This is a genomic window from Pseudomonas sp. UBA3153 (assembly GCF_002364635.1).
GTDB classification, from domain to species: domain Bacteria; phylum Pseudomonadota; class Gammaproteobacteria; order Pseudomonadales; family Pseudomonadaceae; genus Pseudomonas_O; species Pseudomonas_O kuykendallii.
The window spans coordinates 60,924-85,638 of sequence record NZ_DEYR01000082.1 but is presented as its reverse complement, the minus strand read 5'-3'; the positions used below and the strand labels follow the sequence as shown (position 1 = coordinate 85,638).

The following is a 24,715-nucleotide window of genomic DNA, read 5'->3' as shown; positions in this document are numbered from 1 at the left end:
GATCAGTAGACCACTACACCCGTAGCCCGTTCGCTGTCGATAAAGAGGGGCTGAACGCATTGAGCCACGACGAGGCGTTCGCCCTGTTCCGCGAGCTGCGTTTGGGATCAGAGCGAAGAAGGGGATTGCCTATGCTGCGGTGCCGGCGCCAAGCGCTATTTCATTACGACTCGGCAGCAATGGCGCTGCTGCGACTGCCACACACCTTCGCGCTCAAGTCGAGGGACGATCTTCGCCTTCCATAAGCAGTCGTTACGCCTTTTAGTTGGCCGGTAGGCATTACTAAACAGCCTTGACACCTCTGTTCCGCACGCTGTGCCCGAGCATCGGCCATGGCGTAAGCGGTGCAATATGCCCAGAGCGCAGGAATTGACCGCATTACTGTTTTCCGTATATTGTTACAGCCAAGAGTAACCCCCACGCCTCCGGCGGGCTCATACCCGTACTGCGCACCAGGGGGTTAGTTTTTTCTGCCTTCTGCCTTCTGCCTTCTGCCTTCTGCCTTCTGCAAAATGCTCTAGCACCACCATCCCCCTAGGCAGCCCGGGTAGGCTGCTGTGTCCATCCCGCTCTCTGAGTCCTGAAACCATGGATAGAGGATCGCGACGCAGATGGGCTCAGTTGTAATTAACACCCTCCCCCTCATCCCAGTAAAACGCTTCGGAAATGAGAGCGATCCGAGGTAGCTTCGTTAGTCCAATATCGCATGATGATTTCATCGGAAGGCTCATACGCCCAGTAATAAACGACCCATGTAGATGCAGGGCTTACCGCCTTATCAAGATTAAGTTGCCCAAGGCAACGCTGAAATGATTTGAGCGACAAATAGCTGGGATCGCGAAAAATAACAGTAAATTCTGCGGCAGATGCACTCTTACTGGAAGTGATAAGTACGCAATGCCCACTTAAATCAACAAACGTGGGATCGCGTCGTGGGCTTAAAGAAATCATGAATTTACCCTTCTGGGTTAAAGCCAGTTGCAACTCATGCTCTATTGACGCCCATATTCCATAAAATTGAGACAGCCACAATAAAGCAATCTGTTTGAGGGTGGCTGGCATTTCACTTCCAAGCATAACAGTTAGTGGTTGAATGCCATCAAATTTATTCCCCGGAGCATATCCCAGTGCGCACATCCAACCAAGCGTGGCAGAAGACACCGCGCATGCGCATTTTATATCAAGACAGTGTAATTCTTTACCATCCATATGCATTAGTGTTTTGAAGCATCTCTTGTGTGACTTAATATGCTCTCGATAGATGTATCTCCGTATGCTTTTAAGTACAGGCAATGGGTTAATGCCGTCAAATGACTTGCAGGACTGAGGAATATGAAGATTTTTTTTACATCCTAGAGGCGCTGTGCCAACCCAAGGAGCATGGCCTATCTTGGCAGAGCAAATTTCAACGCAGTAGCTAAATCCAAGTTCATTCTGGCTTTTACCGTCATAAAGGCTGCTTATAAATGCGCCTGCTACCTCATCGCAACAGGAGGCGCGTTTTAGCCAGCTCAAAATTTTGGAGCTATACTCACAGACAACGTTGTAAAAATTTAAATCATTGCAGCCAACTTCGTAACCAAGGTTAGAGTCAAAATAAAAATGTCCGCACGACAGCTTTAGACTGAAAGAAACCCCATCAATCTCCTTGTGCTTTTTAGGTGTGAGACCTGCCAGCGACATTGCTTCACTACATGCGCGACAAAAAACCAATTTCCTTTGATGCCAAGGACAGTGGGTAATAAATTTCAAATAGAAAAAGACACTATGGTAGCCTTTCAACAAGCACTCTGAGCAGTGCCTGACTGAGACTACCTGCTTAGCGTTAATCGGAACGAGACTATCAATGAAGCTGCTTTTTAGCTCCGGCACAGGTATGCCGGTAGACATGGAAAACTTATCCATATCAATCCAGTCGCTTAACCAGTATTGAGTGCGGCCAGAGTCATTACATGATCCATTGCCGATATAAGAAAACAGCGAGCTCTTATCAATAATATTGACGGCCATTAGCTTCAAAAAAAACGAAAATGACGATTCAAATGGAGCCTTGCATCGGGCGCCAAGCCTGAGCGATATTTTATGACTAGGGTGCTGCACGCTTCATCAGCTCCACAAACTGACGAACGCCACTCGAATCAATAGCTTCTTTTATAATGGGCTCATCAAGCCTAAAGCTAGCGCTGTCATCTCGTCGATTGGCCAGTAACAAATGTTCGATAATTCTAAATACGTGTTCCATCGGCAAATGATTGACGCCTGCCCGGTCAATTTCGCTCAAGGCACCCCAAATTAAATCAAGATAAATTCCAAGCTTAAATCCTGCTGCAAAAGCGGAAGGAAAAAAGAATCGAGTGTAGGTCCAGCCAGAACCCTCGGGAAATTCAGATTCTTGATCGAAACTTTTTAGAATCCCTCTTAAATAATCTTTGCTGACACACCCGGGAAACGGCACAGGCTCACTAAGGAACCGAGCGATAAGGTTGGTTGCCTCTCCGACAAATAGAGAACTCCTCCTGTTTAGGATTTGTGGCTGAGCAAAACCTACGGTAGTCATACTTATTTTACGCTGCTTGAGCCTGTTATGAATGGTCAATAGCACTCCATAGTGATCCCTGCTGACATTCTGCATTTCGTCAATCAACAATATAAAATGATCACCATCAACCGCAGCCAACTGAGCTTCAACATGCCCAAGGTATCTCTCCAAAAGCTCCGGGTATAGCTCCCTACTCTTATGAAACAAGTGCGCTGCCTTAACCAAGTCCTTCATGAAGTTAGCAGACTTTGTTCCATCGGCTTCAAGTTGCGACGTGTATTTCTCCGGGTATTCATAATTCAACATTTTCTGGACGGCAGTCAGGCAGCTGGTTTTCCCCATGCGAGGCTGAGCATACAAAAATAATCCAGAGTGACGTAGCCAAACCTTCTCTCTGATTTTTTTGTAAGCATCCTCAATCATAGGCGTAAGAATGAGCGACCGCCCCTTGATAATTGGATGGGAGTCCAGTATATCTTCGCGAATACCAGGATCATTCAAATCAAGCATTACGCCCCTCCCTTTAAAATATTTGCCAAATTCGGTAAGGGCTTGTTTAAAATATTTTTTTGATCGCTTGATTCGCGAGAGTGGAAGGATTCCTGTAAGGACTCTTCAAGTTTTTCTTCCTCAACCAACATCAGACTCGAATCAGCCTCTACGGCCACTCTCTTAGCTTCTGTTGCCTGTGAGGGCGGTATTGTGGCCTTTCTTTTCCCTTTAGTGGTCTTGGTCGACAGGTAGCTCAGATATACCTGTATAGGGTCTTGCTGCGAATTTATGAAGATTGTCCTCGCTGATAGTAGTGATCGAATTGCCTTGCGTGTTCGGAGATCATGCTTTGTATAAGACCACTTGCCAGTGGCAAACAAGATATCCAAGGGATACCCGTTCAATGTAAAGGCTCTTACTTGCCGCAAGTCGGCCTCATTTATTGTGATCTTTATCTTCTTACCAATTAATTCTGCCAAGTCCCTTAAAATTGAACTGGTGTACCTGACGCCTTGGAACTGAATATATGGCATCCGTCCTTTCTTTATATTTCCACGAACCGTGACAAGCTTTTCGTCACAGAACAGCTCCCTGCCTTCCGAATGTTTGCTGGCAGGTATATATCGAAACAAAAAGGCTCCGCCTGCCTGCTCAATTTTTTGCTTTATAAATTCGAGCGGAGATATATTGAATAATGCCTCCGTTGGAGTGGCATTGTGAGTGGCAACACTAACGCTCAATAGATGCTCGATCTCGTCAGCCGTAATGTCGTACTCAACGGCAAGCTCTGCACCATCCTTTGCCCTACCTTTCGATGGCGAGCTGCCTGTGGTTGACATAAGTCTCTGGAACAATTCTTTTGAGACAATATTAAAAAAATGTTCAACGCGGGAGCGTCTTGCTGGTACACCAGGAGAGCCCCAGTTAATAGAAAACCCAAGCTCTTTTCTTGCCCGCTCTCTTACTTTGATCGCTAGGTGTGCCAGCGCACCATCAAACATTATTGCAGACCATAATGCGCCCTTGCACTCTGAAATAACTTCTTTGGGGAGTCCGCCTTTTGATGGGTAGATTAAGCCTTCGATAACTGGCTTTGGTCGTATGTGCTCAGGGTTTACAGCATCACGCAGCAGCGCCATAACATCGTCCGCACCAACTTCGCTACGATAGACGACTCTGTACGAAATTATTGCACTGGATGAGCGACACAGAAGAGCAATTATCCACATGCGCTTAATCAGAATTTTCGACTTCGTACCATTAAGGTTTGCGAAGGACACTGTTGCATGACAGTCAATGCGATGAGCATCGGCTTCAAATATCTCATATGGCAAATCACATTTAATCAGTGACTTGCTCTTTTTCCCTAGATGGACATTGCTTTTTGCTTCATCAACGCCTCGCCTTGTTGCAAATGAAGCCGCATCACGAAGTAACATGGTGCGCATGTACTTGAAAATAGTTGTACGACCTTGCCACTTGGTATTGAACGGCCACTCGCTATCAGTAACCCCTTTCTCCTTAAGTAGTGATATGAATATCTTGTGCAGTGTCTTCGGGCGAATCATGTGTTCATGAATAATGCTTCTGGACTGCTCTTTTTTAATTCTGGTCTGGAGCTCTTGCTCAATCCCCGGAAACTTATTAAGTAGAGCTGAAAACAGTCCAGAGCACCCTCCTTGGGCTTCAGGAAGCTTAGGTGATTCATATTTAACTCTTGTATATAGCGCAAGATGCCTTCTGGGCAGTAGTGCTCTAAACCCTAAAATTTGCCCATCATCCCCTAACTCTTTACATCTATTTAGGTAGTAATAAATATTTGACGCTTTTATGTTGCATTTTGCTTGAATTTCATCCAGAGGCCTGCCTTCCATCAGCATTTGTACAGCCATGCACCTCTGTGTATATTTTTCCTTATCATCTGGCGTCAGTGTATCCGCATCGATACGTGGCCAACTATCTATAGGATCATTGACATGACTTGAGTTGATGATGGCCTTCATGCTGAGATCTCCCAGCAAGTATTCAAACTGAAAGGGCCACTTTCTAGTGAGATTTTAATGAAACCTCTTGAATATTGGCGAATAATCGCTCCTACAACTTCTGCGTGATCATACTCGCCGAGATGAGAAACCACATCTCCTATAGTCCCAGCCCTGACTCTACCGAAGTAAAATGCAACTGCATTCATAAGGTTTATGTGCTGCTCGCCTCTGATACTTGCCGCAAACGCTAAAGGTTTCGCCCAACGTAGAGCCTCAATAGCGACCGCATCAAGGGTTTCATAGTCAAAACACCTGCATGATAAATTGTGCCCCTCAACAGGATATGACTCCGGAACCTCAGACTTATTACTCTTAACGAAATGAACTTCTGACGAACCATCACGGTAGTTGACTAGGAAGTCAGGGGACTCTGCCTTGCGCTCAAATATTTCGAAATCGGCGACAGTCTTGTCAGACTCAAGAAAATATAGCCAGTAGATGTATTGCAAATCGGAATTAAGAAGCCAGTCTCTATCAGTTTTTGGGCTATATACAAGCCACAGGTTATTAGCCCTGTGCCCACGAGCACGATATGCCTTGTGTACCAAGTCTCGCGCACTGGACTTGGCGGATAGGCTTGGCTTCATGCCCCTCTCCTAGAGGTCTCTTCTCTTTTTCTAGACTTTAGTTAACGCTCACTATTTTTCCAGAAATTAGTTATAGAAATTTAAACTAATTCCTAGAATTGATTAATGTGGTTTGTTCAAACAATCAACTAAGACTTTGAATTTGTTACGAGTGAGCCGATAGGCTATTTCTAGGTTTTAGTTATACGGTCATGTGTCGATCCAGCAAATGAAAACTCGGCAACGACAGATGCCAGCGAATGGCCGCCAGACGTATCGCCAACACCACTCCCATCGCTATCCCGGTATCCAGCCAGTGCGGCATCTCCATCGCGCGCAAGCCGAGAAACGTCAGCGATCCAACGATGCACGCGGTTGCGTAGATCTCCTTCTGAAAAATCAGCGGAATCTCGTTACACAGCACATCGCGCATCACACCGCCGGCAACGCCGGTCATCACGCCCATGATCACCGCCGTGCTCGCGGACGTTTCATGAGCCAATGCCACCTCGGTGCCGATGACCGTGAAGACCGCCAGCCCGAAGGCATCGGCAATCAGCAAGCCGTTTTCATGGATCGGACGGGTCAGCTGGACCCACACCACCGTACAAATGGCCGCCAGCGACGCGACCAGTATGTAGGTGTCGTCGCGCACCCAGCTGACCGGATGGTTGCCCAGGATCATGTCCCGCAACGTACCGCCGCCCACTGCCGTGATGATGGCGATCACCAAGACACCGAACAGGTCCATGGACTTTCGTCCGGCCATCAGCGCTCCCGTGATGGCGAATACGGCTACGCCGAACAGGTCCGACAGATAGAAGAATGACGGCATGGTCCGGGCTCAGGTTCTCACCGGCGTGCGCATGGTGACGAACTCTTCCGCCGCGGTTGGGTGAATGCCGATGGTTTCGTCGAAATGCTGTTTGGTCGCGCCCGCTTTCAGAGCCACTGCCAGCCCCTGGACGATCTCCCCCGCTTCCGGCCCGATCATGTGGCAACCCAGAACGCGGTGGGTTTCCGCATCCACTACCAGCTTCATCAACGTGCGTTCCTGGCTGTCGGTGAGGCTCAACTTCATGGGGCGGAAACGCGCCTCGTAGATGCGGACATCGTGCGTCTTGCGCGCGTCTTCTTCCGTCATGCCGACAGTACCGATGTTCGGAAGGCTGAAGACCGCGGTAGGAATCTGCGAGTAATCCACGGGGCGATACTCTTCCGGCCGAAACAGGCGCCGCGCCACCGCCATGCCTTCAGCGATCGCCACCGGCGTGAGCTGCACGCGACCGATTACATCACCAATGGCGAGAATCGAAGGCTCGCTGGTGCGGTATTCCTCGTTGACCTTTATGAAGCCCTTTTCATCCAGCTCGACCGCCGTGTTCTCGAGCCCCAGGTCATCCAGCATTGGCCGCCGTCCGGTGGCATAGAAAACGCAATCGGTTTCGAGGGTACGGCCATCCCTGAGTGTCGCCAGCAGGCTGCCATCGGCCTGTTTGTCGATGCGGGCGATGTCGGTGTTGAACTGCAGGTCCAGGCCCTTCTTCAGCATCTCATCGCGCAGATGCTGACGGAGCGAGCCGTCAAAGCCGCGCAGGAACAGGTCACCTCTATAAAGCAGCGATGTCTTGCATCCGAGACCGTTGAAGATCGACGCGAACTCCACCGCGATGTATCCACCACCGATCACCAGCATGCGCTTGGGCAACTCGGGAAGATAAAACGCTTCGTTCGAACTGATCGCAAGCTCACGCCCAGGCACATCGGGAATGACCGGCCAGCCGCCCGTGGCGATCAGGATGGTTTCGGCGGTGTAACGTCTCCCATCGAGATCGACGGTATGCGCATCGACAAGGCGCGCGTGCCCCTCGAAGAGCGTGGCCCCTGAATCATCCAGCAGCTTTTGGTAGATGTTGTTCAAGCGAAGGATTTCACGATCCTTGTTGGCGATGAGCTTATTCCAGTCGAAGTCCGTTTCACCGTGCGACCAGCCGAAGCCGCTGGCCTGGTGAAACTCCTCTTCGAAGTGAGCACTGTAGGCCAGCAGCTTTTTCGGTACGCAGCCGACGTTCACGCAAGTTCCGCCCAGGTATCGACTCTCGGCGATCGCGACGCGCGCACCAAACCCCGCAGCGAAACGCGCCGCGCGAACGCCGCCGGATCCGGCACCGATGACAAAGAAGTCGAAGTCGTAGGCCATGTGATTCTCCTCGTAATGCGCGAAGCATAACCTAGCGCGTGCCTTCGGGCGGCAAAGGTCCACCACCGCCCTCTCCTGCTGCTCACACACTATCGCCGCAAGCATGCCGATCAGCGTCCATGAAAAAGCCGCCCGAAGGCGGCTTTTCTAAAGCAGCGTATGAGCGTGTCAGTACGCCATACCGGTTTTGTAGAGGTTCTCGAAGCAGAAGTTGGTGGCGTCGATGTAACCCTCCGCACTACCACAGTCGAAGCGCTTGCCTTTGAATTTGTACGCCAGCACGCAACCGTCCTGAGCCTGCTTGAGAAGCGCGTCGGTGATCTGGATCTCGCCGCCCTTGCCCGGCTCAGTATCTTCGATGAGCTTGAAGATGTCCGGCGTCAGGATGTAGCGACCGATGATGGCCAGGTTGGAAGGCGCGTCTTCTGGCTTGGGCTTCTCGACCATGTTGTTGACGCGGTAGATGTCGTCACGGATCAGCTCGCCGGCGATCACGCCATACTTGGACGTTTCTTCCGGAGGCACTTCCTGGATCGCGATGATCGAGCAGCGGAACTGGTTGTACAGCTTGACCATCTGCTTCAGAACGCCATCGCCCTCGAGGTTGAAGCAGAGGTCGTCGGCCAGAACCACGGCGAAAGGTTCGTCGCCAATCAGCGGGCGGCCGCAGAGGATGGCGTGACCGAGGCCCTTCATCTCGACCTGCCGGGTGTAGGAGAAATTGCACTCATCGATCAGGCGACGGATACCGACCAGGTATTTTTCCTTGTCGGTGTTGCGAATCTGGTGTTCCAGCTCGTAGCTGATGTCGAAGTGGTCTTCCAGCGAACGCTTGCCGCGCCCCGTCACAATTGCAATTTGTGTAAGCCCTGCATCCAGCGCTTCCTCAACGCCGTACTGGATCAAAGGCTTGTTCACCACCGGCAGCATTTCCTTGGGCATGGCCTTGGTAGCGGGGAGAAAACGGGTTCCATAACCAGCAGCGGGAAACAGGCATTTCTTGATCATGAGAGTCCTTTAAGGGCATTACGAAAAAGTGCGGAGACCAGTCTATCAGGCCGTTCCAGGCTTACAACGGCTGACTGGATTTTCCATGTCTTCCATCATTCGCCTCATCCTGAGGCCGTCCGTGAGTGTCTGCCATCTTTCCTGCAACCAAACTTGCTAGGCTTCCATGACGCCCGTATTACGCATGGTGATAGGTGGGCAAACCTGCCTCGCGCAGACGCCGTAGCGACTCGACCGGCGGAACCTCACCAAACTGCAGCGCCATGTCCCTGCGCATCGTACTGATCAGACACTCGATGCGAGCATGGGTCGTAATCTGAGCGGCACTGACGACACGCTTGATCTCGGAACCATCCTCGCCCCTCAGCTCAAGGAGGTAACCGCCGTCAGGACGAGCTGTAGCGGATGTTTGGTAACCAGGAAATGAAGCGGCGATTGTTTCCAGAGCTTGATGCATGGGACGTCCTTGAGGCGATTATTTTATCGCCCGTTAGGGAGCAGCCTTCATGCCAACCAGCCAGCAAGAAAAAATTCAAAAAAAACAATGAGTTAGCGATAACCAGGATAGGCGAACTCGTGCAAATTGCATGACCCTGCGCTTTAAGACTTGCAAATTGCAGGATGGTTCGAAGGAGCAGCGTATGCGTTAAAGCATCGTCCCGCTTTCCGACCGGGAAAAAGCACCCAAGTTCGAAAGCTCGCCCGTTATTCAAAAGAAAAATGCCCGCCTCTTTCGAGGCGGGCATCTGCCGCTGCTTCAACGTTCAATCGAAGATCAGAAGCGTTCGATCTTTGCCTCGGCTTCCAGCTTCTTGCGATACGCGGCGAAATCCTGCTGTCCGCTGCGCGACGCGAGGAATCGGCTATAGGACGCCTTCTCTTCGCTCGAAAGCTCCTGCTCCGGCTCGCTCACCCCGCTGAGTTTTACCAGCACGTAACTACCGCTCGACAGAACCACACCGGTGTAAGCGGGTTTGTCGGTGCCAGCGGCCGGCTTCGGCATACGGAAGACCGCCTGGAGCACCGCTGCGTCGACGCCTTCCTGGTTTCGTGTAGCGGCTTCTACGGGCTGCCAGGTACCGGCTGCGCCAGCCTGCTGCACTGAGGTCTTACCTTCACGCAGACTGGCGAGCATCTCTTCGCCCTTGGTTTTCGCCGCCTCGGTAGCGCGCTCCTTCAACAACTGCTCACGAATGGAAGACGAAACCTGCTCCATCGCGAGCTGCTCGGGCATCCGGTGTTCTTTCACGCGGATCACCACACTGGTTTCGGGATCGAGTTCGATCACGCCGCTGTTCGCACCGTCTTCCAGAACCTCTGGGCTAAACGCCGCCTGCAGCACTTGCCGATTGGCCGCCAGACCTTCGCCTCCCTCGCGCCCGAACGGGGCGCTGGTCTGTACTTTCAAGCCGAGTTCCTGCGCAGGCTGGGCGAGATCCGACGCTTCGAACGACGCGTCCTCAAGCTGCTTGCTCACATCGACAAAACGCTGCTCGACTTCCTGGGATTTCAGATCATGCTCCAGCTTGCTCTTGAGGCTGGCGAAGCTGGGGACTTCGGGAGCCTGGACGTCGAGAAGCTTGATCAGATGCCATCCGAAGTCCGTGCGAACCGGTTCGGAAACCTGGCCTTTCTTGAGCGAATACAGCGCTTTCTCGAATGCAGGGTCGTAGACACCTGGACCTGCGAACCCGAGATTGCCGCCAGCAGCGGCTGAGCCTGGGTCTTCGGAAAACTGCTTGGCCTGCGCTGCGAAGTCGGCGCCCGCGTCAATGCGAGCCTTGATTTCGTCGATCTTGGCTTTTGCCTGCGCCTCGGTCTGCTTGTCATTTACCTCGATGAGGATGTGGCCAGCCTCGCGCTGCTCGGCCAGGCTACCGATTTCCTTCTGGTAGAGCGCTTGCAGATCCTCCTCCTTGACTTGTGCCTGAGCGAAGAATGCCTCCTTCTTCAACTCCACGTACTCGAGAACGACCTGCTCGGGACTCATGAACTGAGCGGCATGCGCGCCGTAGTAAGCCTTCACATCGTCCTGGCTGACAGTTACACCGCTACCGTCCGCCGGCAGGGTCAGCGTCGCGAAATCCCGTGTCTGCTTCTCGAGGCGAGCGAATGCGTTCACCTCGGGATCAGTGACGAAACCGCTACCGGCAATGCCTGCACGCAGTTGCCCGATGAGCATCTCTTGCTCGAGCATCTGACGGAACTGCAGACGGCTGTAGCCCATTTGCCGAATGACCTGGTCGAAGCGCTCGCTACTGAACTGGCCTTCGCTCTGGAATTCGGGGGTACGCAGGATCAACTGGTCGATTGCCGGCTGTGAAAAGGCAAAACCTGCATCCTTGGCGCCCTGCAGCACCAATTTCCGCTCGATCAAGGACTTGAGAGCAGAATCTCTTAGAAGTTTGTCATCGAGCTGGGAAGCATCGAAATCCTTGCCCAATTGCTGAAGCAATTGGCGGCGCTGCATTTCTACGGCTTGATTCAATTCCGCAATGGCGATCTCATCACCATTGACTTTGGCAGCGTCCTGCTTGTGATCGGTCGCTCTGAAAATGGCATCAAAACCTGTCAATGCCATGAGCAGGATGATGGCGCCGATGATGGTCTTGGCAATCCAGCCTTGTGAATTGTCCCTGATGTTCTGCAGCATGCGTCCCCCAGACAGCCATAACAAAAACGGCCGCGCAGCGTGGGTAGAATCCGGATAGAAGAAAGGCGCATCCGAGGATGCGCCTTCTCGTAAATGGCGGAGCGGACGGGACTCGAACCCGCGACCCCCGGCGTGACAGGCCGGTATTCTAACCGACTGAACTACCGCTCCGCAGCCGGATCAGGCCAATGCCGATCCGAAGGGCAAAGCCCGAAGACGCTTAGTTGACGGCGTCTTTCAGAGCTTTACCTGCTTTGAAGCCAGGGATCTTGGCCGCGTCGATTTTGATCGGGTTGCCAGTCTGCGGGTTACGGCCAGTGCGAGCGGCGCGCTCTTTCACTGCGAAGGTACCAAAGCCTACCAGTACCACGGAGTCACCAGCCTTCAGAGCGCCAGTGACGGATTCGATAACCGCGTCAAGCGCACGGCCAGCGACAGCTTTCGGGATATCAGCAGATGCGGCGATGGCATCGATCAGTTCCGACTTGTTCACTTAAGTCCCCTTATTTCTATTGAGTATGTTTTCTGTAATTAGGTGTTTGCGAAGCGGATGCTGGAGGGCCTGCCGACACAAGAGCCGCTTTATATCAAGGGCCAGAAAATAGTGTCAAGGACGCGTCCAGCTAGTGAGTACTGATTCTCTCCTGGGGATCAGCCTCCCGCTTGTCATCCTTCGCTACCAGCTCGGGAGCCGCATCGGGCAAGGGCTCCGGCGCGTATTGCAGCGCAATTTGCAGGACCTCGTCAATCCATTTGACCGGTTTAATCTGCAGGTCTCGCTTAATGTTCTCCGGAATTTCCTTCAGATCTCGAACGTTCTCTTCGGGGATGATGACGGTCTTGATTCCACCGCGATGAGCGGCGAGCAGTTTTTCCTTGAGCCCGCCGATTGCGAGCACTTGTCCTCGGAGGGTGATTTCACCCGTCATGGCAACATCCGCCCTGACCGGGATCTGCGTGAGCGCGGAAACCAGCGCCGTACACATGCCGACACCGGCACTCGGACCATCCTTCGGCGTCGCACCTTCGGGCATGTGGATGTGCACATCGCGCTTTTCATGGAAGTCGGGCGCGATACCAAGGCTTTTCGCGCGGCTGCGAACGACCGTCAGGGCGGCGGTGATCGACTCCAACATGACGTCACCCAGCGAGCCCGTCTTGATGAGCTGACCTTTGCCGGGAACAACGGCGGATTCGATGGTCAGCAACTCCCCGCCCACCTGCGTCCAAGCCAACCCGGTCACCTGACCGATCTGATCCTGCTGCTCGGCCAGGCCGTAGCGGAACTTGCGGACGCCCAGGAAATGCTCAAGAGATTCCGCGTCGATCGCGACCTTGACGCGCTTCTCCGTCGCGTGCTCCTTGACCACCTTCCGGCAAACCTTGGCAATCTGCCGCTCCAAGCTACGCACCCCCGCTTCGCGCGTGTAATAACGAATGATGTCGCGCAGGGCGGCTTCATCGAATTCCACCTCGGTCTTCTTCAAGCCATTTGCCTGAACCTGCTTCGGCGCGAGGTACTTCTGAGCGATGTTGATCTTCTCATCTTCGGTGTAACCCGGCAGACGAATTACTTCCATGCGGTCCAGCAACGGCGCGGGGATGTTCATCGAGTTGGCGGTACACAGGAACATCACATCAGAGAGGTCGTAGTCGACTTCCAGATAATGGTCGTTGAAGTTGTGGTTCTGCTCGGGATCCAGCACCTCAAGCAATGCTGAAGCGGGGTCGCCGCGCATATCGCTGCCCATCTTGTCGATCTCATCGAGCAGGAACAACGGGTTGCGGACACCCACTTTGGTCATTTTCTGAATCAGGCGCCCTGGCATCGATCCGATATAGGTACGCCGGTGACCGCGAATCTCCGCTTCGTCGCGTACGCCGCCAAGCGCCATCCGAACGAACTTGCGGTTGGTCGCGCGGGCGATGGACTCGGCCAGGGACGTCTTGCCGACGCCCGGAGGTCCTACCAGGCAAAGCACGGGGCCCTTGAGTTTCTTCACGCGCTTCTGTACCGCGAGGTACTCAAGGATGCGCTCTTTCACTTCGTCGAGGCCGTAATGATCGGCGTCGAGGATATCCTCGGCTTTGCCTAGATCGAGGCGAACCTTGCTCTCAGCTTTCCACGGCACGTTGACCAGCCAGTCGATGTATGAGCGCACCACCGTCGCCTCGGCGGACATGGGCGACATTTGCTTGAGCTTGTTCAGCTCTGCCTGGGCCTTGGCCAGCGCGTCCTTCGGCAACCCGGCAGCGTCGATACGTTTCTTCAGGTCGTCGACTTCGTTATGACCTTCATCGATATCGCCGAGCTCCTTCTGAATGGCCTTCATCTGCTCATTCAGGTAGTACTCGCGCTGACTGCGCTCCATCTGCTTCTTCACACGCCCGCGAATACGCTTTTCGACCTGCAGCAGATCGATTTCTGCATCCAGCAAGGCCAAGACGTGCTCGATCCGCGGAGCGAGATCGGTGATTTCGAGGATTTCCTGCTTCTGTTCGATTTTCAACGCCATATGCGCGGCCATGGTGTCGACCAGGCGGCTCGGCTCATCGATGCTGTTGAGCGATGAAAGTACTTCTGCGGGCACTTTCTTGCCCAATTGAACGTATTGCTCGAACTGACTCAGCAAACTGCGGGTGAACACTTCCGCTTCACGATCAGGCGCTTCCTGCTCTTCGATCAGCGCCACGTCGGCACGATAGTGGTCATCTACTTCATGGAATCGTTCGATTACGCCGCGCTGCTCGCCCTCGACCAAGACCTTGACGGTGCCGTCCGGCAGTTTCAGCAGCTGCAAGACCGTAGCAACTGTCCCGACGCGGTACAGAGCGTCTTCGCGAGGGTCATCGTCGGCCGGGTTCTTTTGTGCCAACAGGAGTATCTGCTTGTCCCCCGTCATCGCCGATTCCAGGGCCTCGATGGATTTATCGCGCCCTACGAACAGCGGAATCACCATGTGCGGATAAACCACGACATCGCGCAGCGGCAGGAGTGGCAAATCGATGGTTTTCTTCATGATTTTCGCTCTACGGCGGCCATGCGGCCATAAAATGAGTAGCCCTTGAAACTTAAGATGGGGCTAGGGGCATGAAAAAACAAGCCAGCAGAAAAAAGCAAAGGGGCCATCGGCCCCTTCGTTCGTTACGCCTCAGGCGCCGCCTTGGCTGGCGGCTCGCTGCTTTCATAAATGAGCAACGGCTTGGAGGTACCCTCGATGACACTTTCGTCGATGACCACCTTGCTGACATCGCTCTGGGACGGAATCTCGTACATGGTATCGAGCAACACGCCCTCAAGGATGGAACGCAATCCACGAGCACCGGTTTTGCGCTCGAGCGCGCGGTGAGCAACGGCCTTGAGCGCGTCCTGACGGAACTCGAGGTCCACGCCTTCCATTTCAAACAGCTTGCCGTATTGCTTCGTCAGAGCGTTCTTGGGTTCGGTAAGAATCTGAACCAGCGCGGCCTCATCCAGCTCATCGAGCGTCGCGATAACCGGCAGACGACCCACGAACTCAGGAATCAAGCCGAACTTAACCAGATCATCGGGCTCGACGCCACGCAGCGCTTCGCCGACCTGCTTGCCCAGCTCCTTGCTGCGAACTTCGGCATTGAAGCCGATGCCGCCCCGGGTTGAACGGTTGTGGATGACCTTCTCCAGACCAGAGAATGCTCCACCGCAGATGAACAGGATGTTACGCGTATCGACCTGTAGAAACTCCTGCTGCGGATGCTTGCGGCCACCCTGAGGAGGTACGGAAGCCACGGTTCCTTCGATCAGCTTGAGGAGCGCCTGCTGCACACCCTCGCCCGACACGTCCCGGGTAATCGACGGGTTATCAGACTTGCGGGAAATCTTGTCGATTTCATCGATGTAGACGATACCCATCTGAGCCTTTTCGACATCGTAATCGCATTTCTGCAGCAGCTTCTGAATGATGTTCTCTACGTCCTCGCCAACGTAGCCGGCCTCTGTGAGGGTCGTAGCATCAGCGATGGTGAATGGCACATTGAGCAAACGAGCGAGCGTTTCGGCGAGGAGCGTTTTACCCGAGCCGGTAGGCCCGATGAGCAGGATATTGCTCTTACCGAGTTCGACATCGTCTTTCTTTTCACGCTGATTCAAGCGCTTGTAGTGGTTGTAAACCGCTACGGCAAGAACCTTCTTGGCGCGTTCCTGGCCGATCACGTACTGATCCAGGATTCCGCTGATTTCCTTGGGTGCCGGCAGCTTGTGCGAACTACTTTCAGCCTGTGCTTCCTGCACCTCCTCGCGGATGATGTCGTTGCACAGGTCGACGCACTCGTCGCAGATAAACACGGAGGGGCCGGCAATAAGTTTGCGCACTTCGTGCTGGCTTTTGCCGCAGAAGGAGCAATAAAGCAGTTTGCCGTTGTCCTCGCCATTGCGGGTGTCAGTCATTCGATCAATCCAATCCGGGTAGGCTTGAAACACAAGATGAAGGCAATTGCGGGCATTTTCAAGCCCGCGAACGGCAGGACATTGCCCGGCCGTATCGGACGGCGCCGTTTAGCTCGCCATCTGGCGCTGGACGAGAACCTGATCCACCAGACCGTATTCGGCGGCACGCTCAGCGTTCATGAAGTTGTCGCGGTTGGTGTCACGCTCGATGGTTTCGATGTCCTGGCCGGTGTGAAACGCCAGCAATTCATTCAGGCGCGCACGAATCGAGAGGATTTCCTTGGCATGGATGTCGATGTCCGACGCCTGCCCCTGAAAACCGCCAAGCGGCTGGTGAATCATCATCCGCGAGTTCGGCAGGCAGGAGCGTTTGCCCTTGGCGCCGCCTGCGAGCAGAAACGCACCCATGCTGCAGGCCTGGCCGATGCAGATGGTGGAGACGTCGGGCTTGATGAACTGCATGGTGTCGTAGATCGACATACCGGCAGTGACCGAGCCGCCCGGCGAGTTGATGTACAGGTGGATATCCTTGTCCGGGTTCTCCGCTTCGAGGAACAGAAGCTGAGCAGCTACCAGGTTGGCCATGTAGTCTTCCACAGGCCCTACCAGGAAGATGATGCGTTCCTTGAGGAGGCGAGAGTAGATGTCATAGGCGCGCTCGCCGCGAGCGGACTGTTCGACGACCATCGGCACCAGGCCGCCGGCTGCTTGGATTTCAGGCATTTGCATGAATGGATTACGGGACATGTCCTGCGATCGCTCCTAATGGGTCAGATCCAAAAACGCATAAGCCAGCTCGACGGCTGGCTTATGGTGTACTCGAACGAAAGAGAGAATCAGGCGGCCTGCGGTGCTTCCGCCGGCTTGACAGCTTCTTCGTAGGAGACCTGCTTGTCGGTCACCTTGGCCTTCTGCAGGACAGTATCTACAACTTGTTCTTCCAGCACAACCGAGCGGACTTCACCCAGTTGCTGGTCGTTCTTGTAGTACCAGGAGACGACCTGCTCCGGCTCCTGATAGGCGGATGCCATCTCCTGGATCATCTCGCGAACACGTGCTTCGTCCGGCTTTAGCTCGAACTGCTTGACCACTTCGGCAACAACCAGGCCCAACAGGACGCGACGTTTGGCTTGCTCTTCGAAGAGCTCAGCCGGCAGCTGATCGGCCTTGATGTTGCTGCCGAACTGCTGCACGGCCTGCGCACGCAGACGATCGATTTCGTTGCTGATCAGCGCTTTCGGCACTTCGACCGGATTGCTGGCGAGCAGCGCTTCCATGACCTGATTCTTGACCTTGGACTTGATCGCCTGACGCAGCTCACGCTCCATGTTCTTGCGAACTTCGGTACGGAAGCCTTCCAGACCGCCTTCCTTGATGCCGAACAGGGCGAAGAAGGCATCGTTCAGCTCAGGCAGCTTCGGCGCAGCGACGCTGTTTACGGTTACGGTGAACTCGGCGGTTTTACCGGCGAGATCGAGGTTCTGGTAATCCGCCGGGAAGGTCGGGGTGATGACGCGTTCTTCACCGGCCTTGACGCCAACCAGAGCGTCTTCGAAACCCGGGATCATACGGCCGGAGCCGAGAACCAGCGCGGTGCCCTTTGCCGAGCCGCCAGCGAAGGCTTCGCCGTCCAGCTTGCCAACGAAGTCGATGTTCAGCTGATCGCCATTTTCGGCGGCGCGGTCGACGTTCTCGAAGCTGGTGTTCTGCTTACGCAGGATGTCCAGCATGTTGTCGACATCGCTGTCCGCCACGTCGGCCTGCAGGCGCTCGATTTCGACGTTGTCGAAGCTGGCGACCTGGAACTCCGGGAAGATTTCGAAGGTGGCGACGTACTCGAGATCCTTGCCCTTCTCGAACACTTTAGGCTCGACGGCCGGCGCACCGGCAGGGTTCAGCTTCTGCTCGACGATAGCCTCATAGAAAGTCGACTGGATCAGGTCGCCCAGCGCTTCCTGCCGTGCAGCCGATTCATAGCGCTGACGGATGACGCTCATCGGCACCTTGCCGGGACGGAAGCCGGCGACCTTGGCACGACTGGCAGTCTGCTGCAGACGCTTGTTGACTTCGGTCTCGATGCGCTCGGCAGGCACGCCAATGGTCATGCGGCGCTCCAGAGCGGAGGTGCTTTCAACAGAAACTTGCATGGATATTCCTCGTTGCACAGACATGGCCGGGCATTCCGACCCCAGAATCAAGGGCATGCATTCTAGTGGCTCGAAGGGCAGAAGTCACCCGTCCGCATTTCACGACACATCTATTAGGAACTGCCGCAGCGAATTTTTCGCGGCGATGCGGCGCAGTCACCACAGCGGCGCGGGGACGGCATATCATTGGGCCAGCTCAGCGCTTCGCCACCTCTTGCTCCTGACGGAACATCACGATGCCAGACCACACCTCCCAGCGTTGCTTTCTCCAAGACGGCGGGCAAATGGGCGACGAGTTACGTGCGCACGATTGGGCCGCTACGCCGCTGGGGCCGATCAGCGAGTGGCCCGCCGCGCTGCGGGTAACCGTGCAAACGGTGCTGAACTCCAAGTTCCCCAAGTGCCTTCTCTGGGGCAAGTCCCTCACGGCCATCTACAACGACGCGTTCCGCCCGATCCTGGGTGACAAGCCGCAACCCCTGGGTCGCTCATTTGCCGAGATATGGAGCGAAGCCTGGGACACGCTCGGCCCGATCATAGAACGCGCGCTCTGCGGCGAAGCGACCTACATCGAGGACTACCCGACGCCAATCCACCGGCACGGCTACCTCGAACACGCCTACTTCACCTTCTGCTACAGCCCCGTACAGGACGAACACGGCGCCATCGTCGGCGTTATCGATACCGTGGTGGAAACCACCCAGCGCTTCGTCGTCGAGCGCGATCTGCACTCCCTGGCCGCATCGCTGGAAAGCGAGATCGCCTTGCGCACCGCCGATCGTAACCGTCTCTGGCAGCTGTCCACGGACCTGATCCTGGTGGCGCGCCTCGACGGCATCATCGCCTCGATTAACCCCGCTTGGAGCAGCGTTCTCGGCTGGGAGGAGAAACAGCTGGTAGGCAATTACCTGCTCGACCTGGTGCACGGGGACGATCTGGGCCACTGGAAGAACGCGGTGGCAGCGCTGCGCGAGGGCACGCCGATGAAACGGTTCGAGAGCCGCCTGCGCCATCGTGATGGCAGCTATCGCTGGATCAACTGGACGGCCGTTCCAGGCGACGGGCTTATCAATGCGGTCGGCCGCGACTTCACTGCGGAAAAGCTACAGGCGCAGGCGCTCCAGCACACCGAGGAACTGCTCCGCCATAGCCAGAAGATGGAAGCCGTCGGGCAACTCACGGGTGGGCTGGCGCATGACTTCAACAACCTGCTCGGCGGGATCGCCGGGAGCCTGGAGATGCTCGAAACCCGTGTCCAGCAGGGCCGTATCGACGAACTCGGACGCTACATAGCCGCTGGAAAGAACGCCACCCAGCGTGCCGCCGCCCTCACCCATCGCCTGCTGGCGTTTTCCCGGCGACAGACGCTGGACCCCAGGCCGACCGACATCAACGGACTGGTCAGCGGAATGGAAGAGCTGATCCGGCGCACCATGGGGCCGAAAATCCAGGTCGAAGTAGTCAGCAACGAGACGCTCTGGACCGCATTCGCCGACACCAATCAGCTCGAAAACTCGCTGCTCAACTTCTGCATCAACGCGCGCGACGCGATGCCGGATGGCGGCACGCTGACCATCGAGACGAACAACCATTCCCTGGACCTCGGCGAGGCGGGCGAGCGCGGCCTGGCTCCAGGCGAGTACGTGTCGCTTTGCGTGATCGACACCGGCAGCGGGATGGCGGCGGAGGTTATCGAACGCGCCTTCGATCCGTTCTTCACGACCAAGCCGACCGGCCAGGGAACCGGCCTCGGGCTTTCGATGGTTTATGGCTTCGCCCGTCAATCCGGTGGACAGGTGAGGATCGTTTCGGAACCCGGCCAAGGCACCACCCTGTGCCTTTATCTCCCGCGCCACCATGGCCAACCGGAAAAGATCGAAGAGCCAGCCTACGCCAGGCCCACCCAGGCCCGGCAAAGCGAAGCCATCCTGGTGATCGACGATGAGCCGATCCTGCGGATGCTGATCGTCGAGATTCTGCAGGAACAGGGTTACTGCGTACTGGAAGCTGAAGACGGGCCATCCGGGCTGGCGGTGATCCAGAGCGGAGCGCCCATCGATCTGCTCATCACCGATGTAGGGCTTCCCGGCGGCCTGAATGGCCGGCAGGTAGCCGATGCCGCACGCCAGCAACGCCCCGATCTCAAGGTCCTGTTTATCACCGGCTACGCCGAAAATGCCGTCATTGGGAGCGGACAACTGGACCCGGGCATGCAAGTGCTGACCAAACCGTTCGCCATGGACGCCTTCGTCGAGCGGATCAGCCACTTCCTCAAAGAGCCCTCCCACTAAGCCCCCTTAAGTTGGCGCCCTCGGCTGCGCCTCGATTCAAGCGCTTTGTCGCCTCGCCGACCTGTGTATGATTGGCCCAGGGTGTTATCGCGCGCTCCGCGCGGTGCAGGTCAATCAGCGCTGGTCGGGCCGCCACGCGGAGAGCACTCGCCCGTGAAATCCCACTCTTCCCCCTCGCCCCTCCCCCGCGCGCAACTTCTCGCAGAACGCGCTTTTTCCGCTATCGAGCGATTCATGCATGTCGAAGCCGTCAGCGGAATCGTGCTTCTCACGGCAGCCGCGGTGGCGCTGATCTGGGCGAACAGCTCCGCTTCGGACAGCTACCACGCCCTTTGGCACACCCCGGTGTCGATCAGCGTGGGCAGCTACTCGATCTCGCAGTCGCTGCACTTCTGGATCAACGATGGCCTCATGACGGTGTTCTTCCTGGTGGTCGGGGTAGAGATCCGCCGTGAGATACATGAAGGTGCGCTCGCCAACCTCCGCTTGGCATCGCTACCCCTCGCGGCAGCACTCGGCGGCGTGACCGTCCCGGCGGTCATCTATGCACTCTTCAACTCCGACCCCGTGCACGTGAAAGGCTGGGCGGTGCCCACCGCCACCGACATCGCCTTCGCCATGGGGGTGTTGGCATTGCTGGGCCGAGCGATCCCCAGCAACATTCGCGTACTGCTGCTCGCACTGGCAATCATCGACGATATCGTGGCGGTGCTGATCATCGCCGCCTTTTATGGCGCCGGACTCGATTATACCGGCCTGCTGATCGCCGCGGTCGGTGTGCTGATGGTCCTGGCCCTTCAGCGAATGGGCATCAGCAATGCCTTCGCCTACGTCGTTCCCGGCGTCGTGCTGTGGACCGGGCTGCTGCAGACCGGCGCCCATCCCACGCTGGCAGGCGTCGTCCTGGGCCTGATGACGCCGGTGTTGCCGCGCCGCGGCCGGGAGCGCCCGATCGACTCCGTGGTGGAGGTTGTCGGCGATCTGCGCAAACACGCGGAGGCCGCCAAGCCTCAGTCCGAGGTCCTGGCACCCCGACTCAAGCACCTCAAGCGCGCGCAGCGGGAGCTGATGCCTCCGGTTTCGCGCGTACAGAATGCCCTGCACCCCTGGGTCGCGTTCGGCGTGATGCCGCTGTTCGCACTGGCGAACGCCGGCGTGACGCTGGGCGGCGTCAACCTTGACATCGATGGCTCGCAAACGGTCCTGCTCGGCGTTTTTCTCGCCCTGGTGATGGGCAAGCCGATCGGCGTGATCGCCGCCAGCGTATTGGTCGTCCGCCTGGGGTGGTGCCGCCTTCCACCGCACGTCACCTGGCCAGGCGTGTGTGTCGTCGGTTTGCTCGCAGGGATTGGCTTCACTATGTCAATCTTCATCGCCAACCTGGCGTTCGATAATGAAAACCTGCTGAACGCGGCCAAACTCGGCGTGTTACTCGCCTCGGTGGTCGCCGCCGTGATCGGCCTCAGTTGGGGACTCCTCTACGCCAGACGCAACAGAGTGGCTGCAAACCCCGAACACGCGAAAGGAGCGTAGGAATGAATGCACTGGATTGGGTGAAGTGGATTTTTCGTAAACGAAAACTGGCGCGCACTGTGAAAGGGTTTTCCGCCAGCATCAGCTCCTTCGCTACCAGCGATGTCGTGTTCGGCGAATACATCAGCCTGTGGGGCGGCTCGACCGTTTACGACGCCACCATCGGGCGCTACACCTATCTGGCGGGCTGCAAGGCCGTGAACATTGATATCGGCTCCTTCTGCAGCATTGGCCCCGGCACGCGGCTGGGCGGCCTGGGCTCGCACCCGGTCGACATGCTGAGCACCCATCCGGTGTTCTATTCGACCCTCAAGCAATGCGGCGTGAGTTTTTCCGACAAGGATTACTTCGAGGAACTCAAGCGGACCTATGTCGGCCATGACGTGTGGATCGGTGCCAACGTCGTGGTCTTCGACGGCGTCAAGATTGGCGATGGCGCCATCATTGCCGCTGGCGCGGTAGTGACCAAGGATGTTCCACCCTACGCGATCGTTGGCGGAGTCCCGGCCAAAGTCATCAAGTACCGCTTCGAACCCGAGGACATCGAGCGCCTCGAGGCACTTCAGTGGTGGCACCTGCCTGCGGAGGCCTTGAAGGAAAACGCCGCATTGATCCGCGGATCGGATGTCCAGGCCCTTGTCGCAGGACTGTCGGGAGCTCACACCCAGAACGAGATCGACTCCTCGCGGCAAACGTCACCAGAGCTGGCTCGTTAGCGTCAGTACGCACAACAACTCATTCCGTCGGATCTCGGCGTAGGCATGGAACGCGCGGCGCTAAACGAGGTCCAGACATTCGCCGCGCACTGCTGCGCGGCACCTGCAATTGCCTTTTAACGAAACGCCCTAGGCGCTGACAGGAGAAGCAATTGGACATCAAAACCGTATTCTTCAAGATAAACCTGACATTTCTGGTGATCGCCCTTGCCGTAGGCGGCTACACCTTCATGGCCAGAACAACCACTGACGGATCGCGCGAAGCCGCGCTCCAGACGTGGGCAAGTTCGAGTTCCGTAACGGCTCCTAGCAACTATCAGGCATGCGAGCCAGGCAAGGCGCGCGCGATATCGGGCGACGAAAACTCCGACTGCTCGATTCAGCGTCAGGCGGACTCCATCTACAAAATGATCATCGAAGCCCCAGCCACGAGCGCCGGACAAAAGGCGATTGTGAAGAAGTAGCTGTGCGGGCTGTTTTCGTGAGCGCCAGGAACGAAAAAAGGCAGCCCACTTCGGAGCTGCCTTTTTGTTCCTGCTCCCGAAGCACTCCGAAGTCGCGACCATTCAGGTCACGTCAGAACTTTCCGCCTGGATAACAGATTGACTACATGGTGCGGACGGAGAGACTCGAACTCTCACACCTTGCGGCGCCAGAACCTAAATCTGGTGTGTCTACCAATTCCACCACGTCCGCATGACGCTGAAACGAAAACGCCAGGTACGGGACCTGGCGCTTTCTCGAATATGGGGTGGACGATGGGAATCGAACCCACGACACCAGGAGCCACAATCCTGTGCTCTACCAACTGAGCTACGCCCACCATATTACGTTTGCCTGTGCCTGAGCGGCCAAATGGCGCACCCGGCAGGACTCGAACCTGCGACCATCCGCTTAGAAGGCGGATGCTCTATCCAACTGAGCTACGGGCGCTTAATCATCTGCATTCGAAAGCGAAGCGCGGACTTAAAAGCGTTGGCATCAAGGGCCGAATTCTACCCTTTTTTCCATCTTACCCAGCGGCTGGCTGTGCTCGACAAGCGGGGCGAATCTTATAGAGAGCCCTGCAACACGTCAACACTCGGATCGAAAAAATATTCAGGTATTTAAAGAGCTTACGGGGAAACGCCAATCAGCCGACTTTGCCCGCCCGCGACGCCATGCGAGAATGCGCGTCCTTTTTCAATCCTTCCCGATGGTTAACCAAGCGCAATGACTGCACAACTGATCGACGGCAAAGCGATCGCCGCCAGCCTCCGCCTGCAGATCGCCCAACGTGTCGCCGAGCGGCGTCTCCAGGGCCTTCGTGCACCTGGACTGGCGGTGATTCTGGTGGGTAGCGACCCGGCGTCCCAGGTCTACGTTTCGCACAAGCGCAAGGACTGCGAGGAGGTCGGCTTCGACTCCCGCGCCTTCGACCTGCCCGCCGAAACCAGCCAGGAAGAACTGCTGGGTCTGATCGACAGCCTCAATGAGAACCCGGAGATCGACGGCATCCTCGTGCAACTGCCGTTGCCGGCGCACCTGGATGCATCGCTGCTGCTCGAGCGCATCAGCCCGGACAAGGACGTCGATGGCTTCCACCCTTACAATATCGGCCGCCTGGCGCAGCGCATGCCGATGCTTCGCCCGTGCACGCCGAAAGGCATCATCACCCTCCTCGCCAGCACCGGGGTCGATCTCTACGGGCTCAACGCCGTGGTGGTAGGCGCGTCCAACATCGTTGGCCGACCGATGGCCCTGGAGTTGTTACTGGCCGGCTGCACCGTCACCGTCACCCATCGCTTCACCAAGGACCTGGCAGCGCACGTCGCCAATGCCGATCTGCTGGTGGTGGCGGTCGGCAAGCCGGGGCTGGTCAAGGGCGAGTGGATCAAGCCGGGCGCCATCGTCGTCGACGTCGGCATCAACCGCCAGGAAGACGGCAAGCTGGTCGGCGACGTGGAGTACCAACCGGCGCTGCAACGCGCCAGCTGGATCACCCCGGTTCCCGGCGGCGTCGGCCCGATGACCCGCGCCTGCCTGCTGGAGAACACCCTGTACGCCGCCGAGCATCTGCACGCCTGAGGTTCGCGACGCCGCAACGGAACGAAGGGCAC

At 56.2% G+C, this 24,715-nt stretch carries 19 protein-coding genes, 4 tRNA genes and 1 pseudogene; 6 read left to right on the top strand and 18 right to left on the bottom strand.

Annotated features, from left to right (window positions below; genetic code table 11):
* Nucleotides 1–245: hypothetical protein (locus B2X67_RS18255; RefSeq protein ID WP_286786374.1), on the top strand; the 245-nt coding region annotated here is incomplete at its 5' end.
* 397 nt (nucleotides 246–642) lie between these two features.
* Here the strand turns inward: B2X67_RS18255 and B2X67_RS18250 are convergent.
* From B2X67_RS18250 to tig, 15 genes are all read right to left on the bottom strand, one after another.
* Entirely contained in the window at nucleotides 643–2,100 is a 1,458-nt protein-coding gene (locus B2X67_RS18250) for a hypothetical protein (RefSeq protein WP_286786373.1), read from the bottom strand.
* A complete protein-coding gene (locus tag B2X67_RS18245; protein ID WP_196702984.1) occupies nucleotides 2,087–3,049 on the bottom strand; it encodes an ATP-binding protein in 963 nt (320 codons plus the stop codon). The genes B2X67_RS18250 and B2X67_RS18245 overlap by 14 nt, the downstream gene beginning before the upstream one ends.
* Nucleotides 3,049–5,034, bottom strand: coding sequence for a hypothetical protein (locus B2X67_RS18240; protein WP_286786372.1), 1,986 nt, complete (start codon nucleotides 5,032–5,034; stop codon nucleotides 3,049–3,051). The genes B2X67_RS18245 and B2X67_RS18240 overlap by 1 nt, the downstream gene beginning before the upstream one ends.
* Nucleotides 5,031–5,663: a hypothetical protein gene (locus tag B2X67_RS18235; RefSeq protein WP_286786371.1), complete on the bottom strand. Its 633-nt coding sequence runs from the start codon at nucleotides 5,661–5,663 to the stop codon at nucleotides 5,031–5,033. Before B2X67_RS18235 ends, B2X67_RS18240 begins: the two co-directional genes overlap by 4 nt.
* A 181-nt stretch (nucleotides 5,664–5,844) precedes the next feature.
* Complete coding sequence (locus tag B2X67_RS18230) at nucleotides 5,845–6,477, bottom strand: trimeric intracellular cation channel family protein (protein ID WP_286786370.1); 633 nt, start codon at nucleotides 6,475–6,477, stop codon at nucleotides 5,845–5,847.
* Nucleotides 6,478–6,486: 9 nt separating this feature from the next.
* Nucleotides 6,487–7,842 carry a glutathione-disulfide reductase gene (gorA, locus tag B2X67_RS18225; RefSeq protein WP_286786369.1) on the bottom strand — a complete coding sequence of 452 codons (1,356 nt, stop codon included), beginning with the start codon at nucleotides 7,840–7,842 and terminating at the stop codon, nucleotides 6,487–6,489.
* A gap of 168 nt (nucleotides 7,843–8,010) precedes the next feature.
* Nucleotides 8,011–8,850: a UTP--glucose-1-phosphate uridylyltransferase GalU gene (gene galU / locus B2X67_RS18220; RefSeq protein ID WP_090230693.1), complete on the bottom strand. Its 840-nt coding sequence runs from the start codon at nucleotides 8,848–8,850 to the stop codon at nucleotides 8,011–8,013.
* A 178-nt stretch (nucleotides 8,851–9,028) separates the two neighbouring features.
* Complete coding sequence (locus B2X67_RS18215) at nucleotides 9,029–9,307, bottom strand: DUF3509 domain-containing protein (protein ID WP_286786368.1); 279 nt, start codon at nucleotides 9,305–9,307, stop codon at nucleotides 9,029–9,031.
* Nucleotides 9,308–9,625: 318 nt separating this feature from the next.
* Nucleotides 9,626–11,503, bottom strand: coding sequence for a SurA N-terminal domain-containing protein (locus tag B2X67_RS18210; RefSeq protein WP_286786367.1), 1,878 nt, complete (start codon nucleotides 11,501–11,503; stop codon nucleotides 9,626–9,628).
* Nucleotides 11,504–11,597: 94 nt separating this feature from the next.
* A tRNA-Asp gene (locus tag B2X67_RS18205) sits at nucleotides 11,598–11,674 on the bottom strand.
* A 49-nt stretch (nucleotides 11,675–11,723) separates the two neighbouring features.
* Nucleotides 11,724–11,996, bottom strand: a complete 273-nt coding sequence (locus B2X67_RS18200; RefSeq protein ID WP_090230685.1) for an HU family DNA-binding protein — start codon at nucleotides 11,994–11,996, stop codon at nucleotides 11,724–11,726.
* 130 nt (nucleotides 11,997–12,126) lie between these two features.
* Complete coding sequence (gene lon / locus B2X67_RS18195) at nucleotides 12,127–14,523, bottom strand: endopeptidase La (RefSeq protein ID WP_282338478.1); 2,397 nt, start codon at nucleotides 14,521–14,523, stop codon at nucleotides 12,127–12,129.
* 125 nt (nucleotides 14,524–14,648) lie between these two features.
* On the bottom strand, nucleotides 14,649–15,929 hold the full coding sequence (gene clpX / locus B2X67_RS18190) for an ATP-dependent Clp protease ATP-binding subunit ClpX (RefSeq protein WP_090230681.1): 1,281 nt from the start codon (nucleotides 15,927–15,929) through the stop codon (nucleotides 14,649–14,651).
* 108 nt (nucleotides 15,930–16,037) lie between these two features.
* Entirely contained in the window at nucleotides 16,038–16,676 is a 639-nt protein-coding gene (gene clpP, locus B2X67_RS18185) for an ATP-dependent Clp endopeptidase proteolytic subunit ClpP (RefSeq protein WP_090230678.1), read from the bottom strand.
* Nucleotides 16,677–16,765: 89 nt separating this feature from the next.
* The gene (gene tig, locus B2X67_RS18180; protein ID WP_273233462.1) at nucleotides 16,766–18,076 is read right to left on the bottom strand and encodes a trigger factor; all 1,311 of its coding nucleotides are present in this window, start codon (nucleotides 18,074–18,076) and stop codon (nucleotides 16,766–16,768) included.
* A gap of 236 nt (nucleotides 18,077–18,312) precedes the next feature.
* On the opposite strand from tig, the gene B2X67_RS18175 reads away from it, so the two are divergent.
* From B2X67_RS18175 to B2X67_RS18160, 4 genes and pseudogenes are all read left to right on the top strand, one after another.
* Nucleotides 18,313–20,367: an ATP-binding protein gene (locus B2X67_RS18175; RefSeq protein WP_286786366.1), complete on the top strand. Its 2,055-nt coding sequence runs from the start codon at nucleotides 18,313–18,315 to the stop codon at nucleotides 20,365–20,367.
* A 234-nt stretch (nucleotides 20,368–20,601) separates the two neighbouring features.
* Nucleotides 20,602–21,900, top strand: coding sequence for a Na+/H+ antiporter NhaA (nhaA, locus tag B2X67_RS18170; protein WP_286786365.1), 1,299 nt, complete (start codon nucleotides 20,602–20,604; stop codon nucleotides 21,898–21,900).
* A gap of 365 nt (nucleotides 21,901–22,265) precedes the next feature.
* Nucleotides 22,266–22,449, top strand: a pseudogene (locus tag B2X67_RS20930) (DapH/DapD/GlmU-related protein); the annotation flags it as partial.
* Between the two features lie 319 nt (nucleotides 22,450–22,768).
* Nucleotides 22,769–23,080 (top strand): hypothetical protein, encoded by a 312-nt coding sequence (locus B2X67_RS18160; RefSeq protein ID WP_282338483.1) that lies wholly within the window; start codon nucleotides 22,769–22,771, stop codon nucleotides 23,078–23,080.
* A gap of 147 nt (nucleotides 23,081–23,227) precedes the next feature.
* Here the strand turns inward: B2X67_RS18160 and B2X67_RS18155 are convergent.
* The 3 genes from B2X67_RS18155 to B2X67_RS18145 all read right to left on the bottom strand — a co-directional run bounded on the left by B2X67_RS18155 (nucleotide 23,228) and on the right by B2X67_RS18145 (nucleotide 23,549).
* A tRNA-Leu gene (locus B2X67_RS18155) sits at nucleotides 23,228–23,312 on the bottom strand.
* Nucleotides 23,313–23,363: 51 nt separating this feature from the next.
* Nucleotides 23,364–23,439 (bottom strand) — tRNA-His (locus tag B2X67_RS18150).
* A gap of 33 nt (nucleotides 23,440–23,472) precedes the next feature.
* Nucleotides 23,473–23,549, bottom strand: a tRNA-Arg gene (locus B2X67_RS18145).
* Between the two features lie 279 nt (nucleotides 23,550–23,828).
* Here B2X67_RS18145 and folD point away from each other — a divergent pair.
* The gene (gene folD / locus B2X67_RS18140; RefSeq protein WP_282338535.1) at nucleotides 23,829–24,683 is read left to right on the top strand and encodes a bifunctional methylenetetrahydrofolate dehydrogenase/methenyltetrahydrofolate cyclohydrolase FolD; all 855 of its coding nucleotides are present in this window, start codon (nucleotides 23,829–23,831) and stop codon (nucleotides 24,681–24,683) included.
* Nucleotides 24,684–24,715 lie beyond the last annotated feature (32 nt).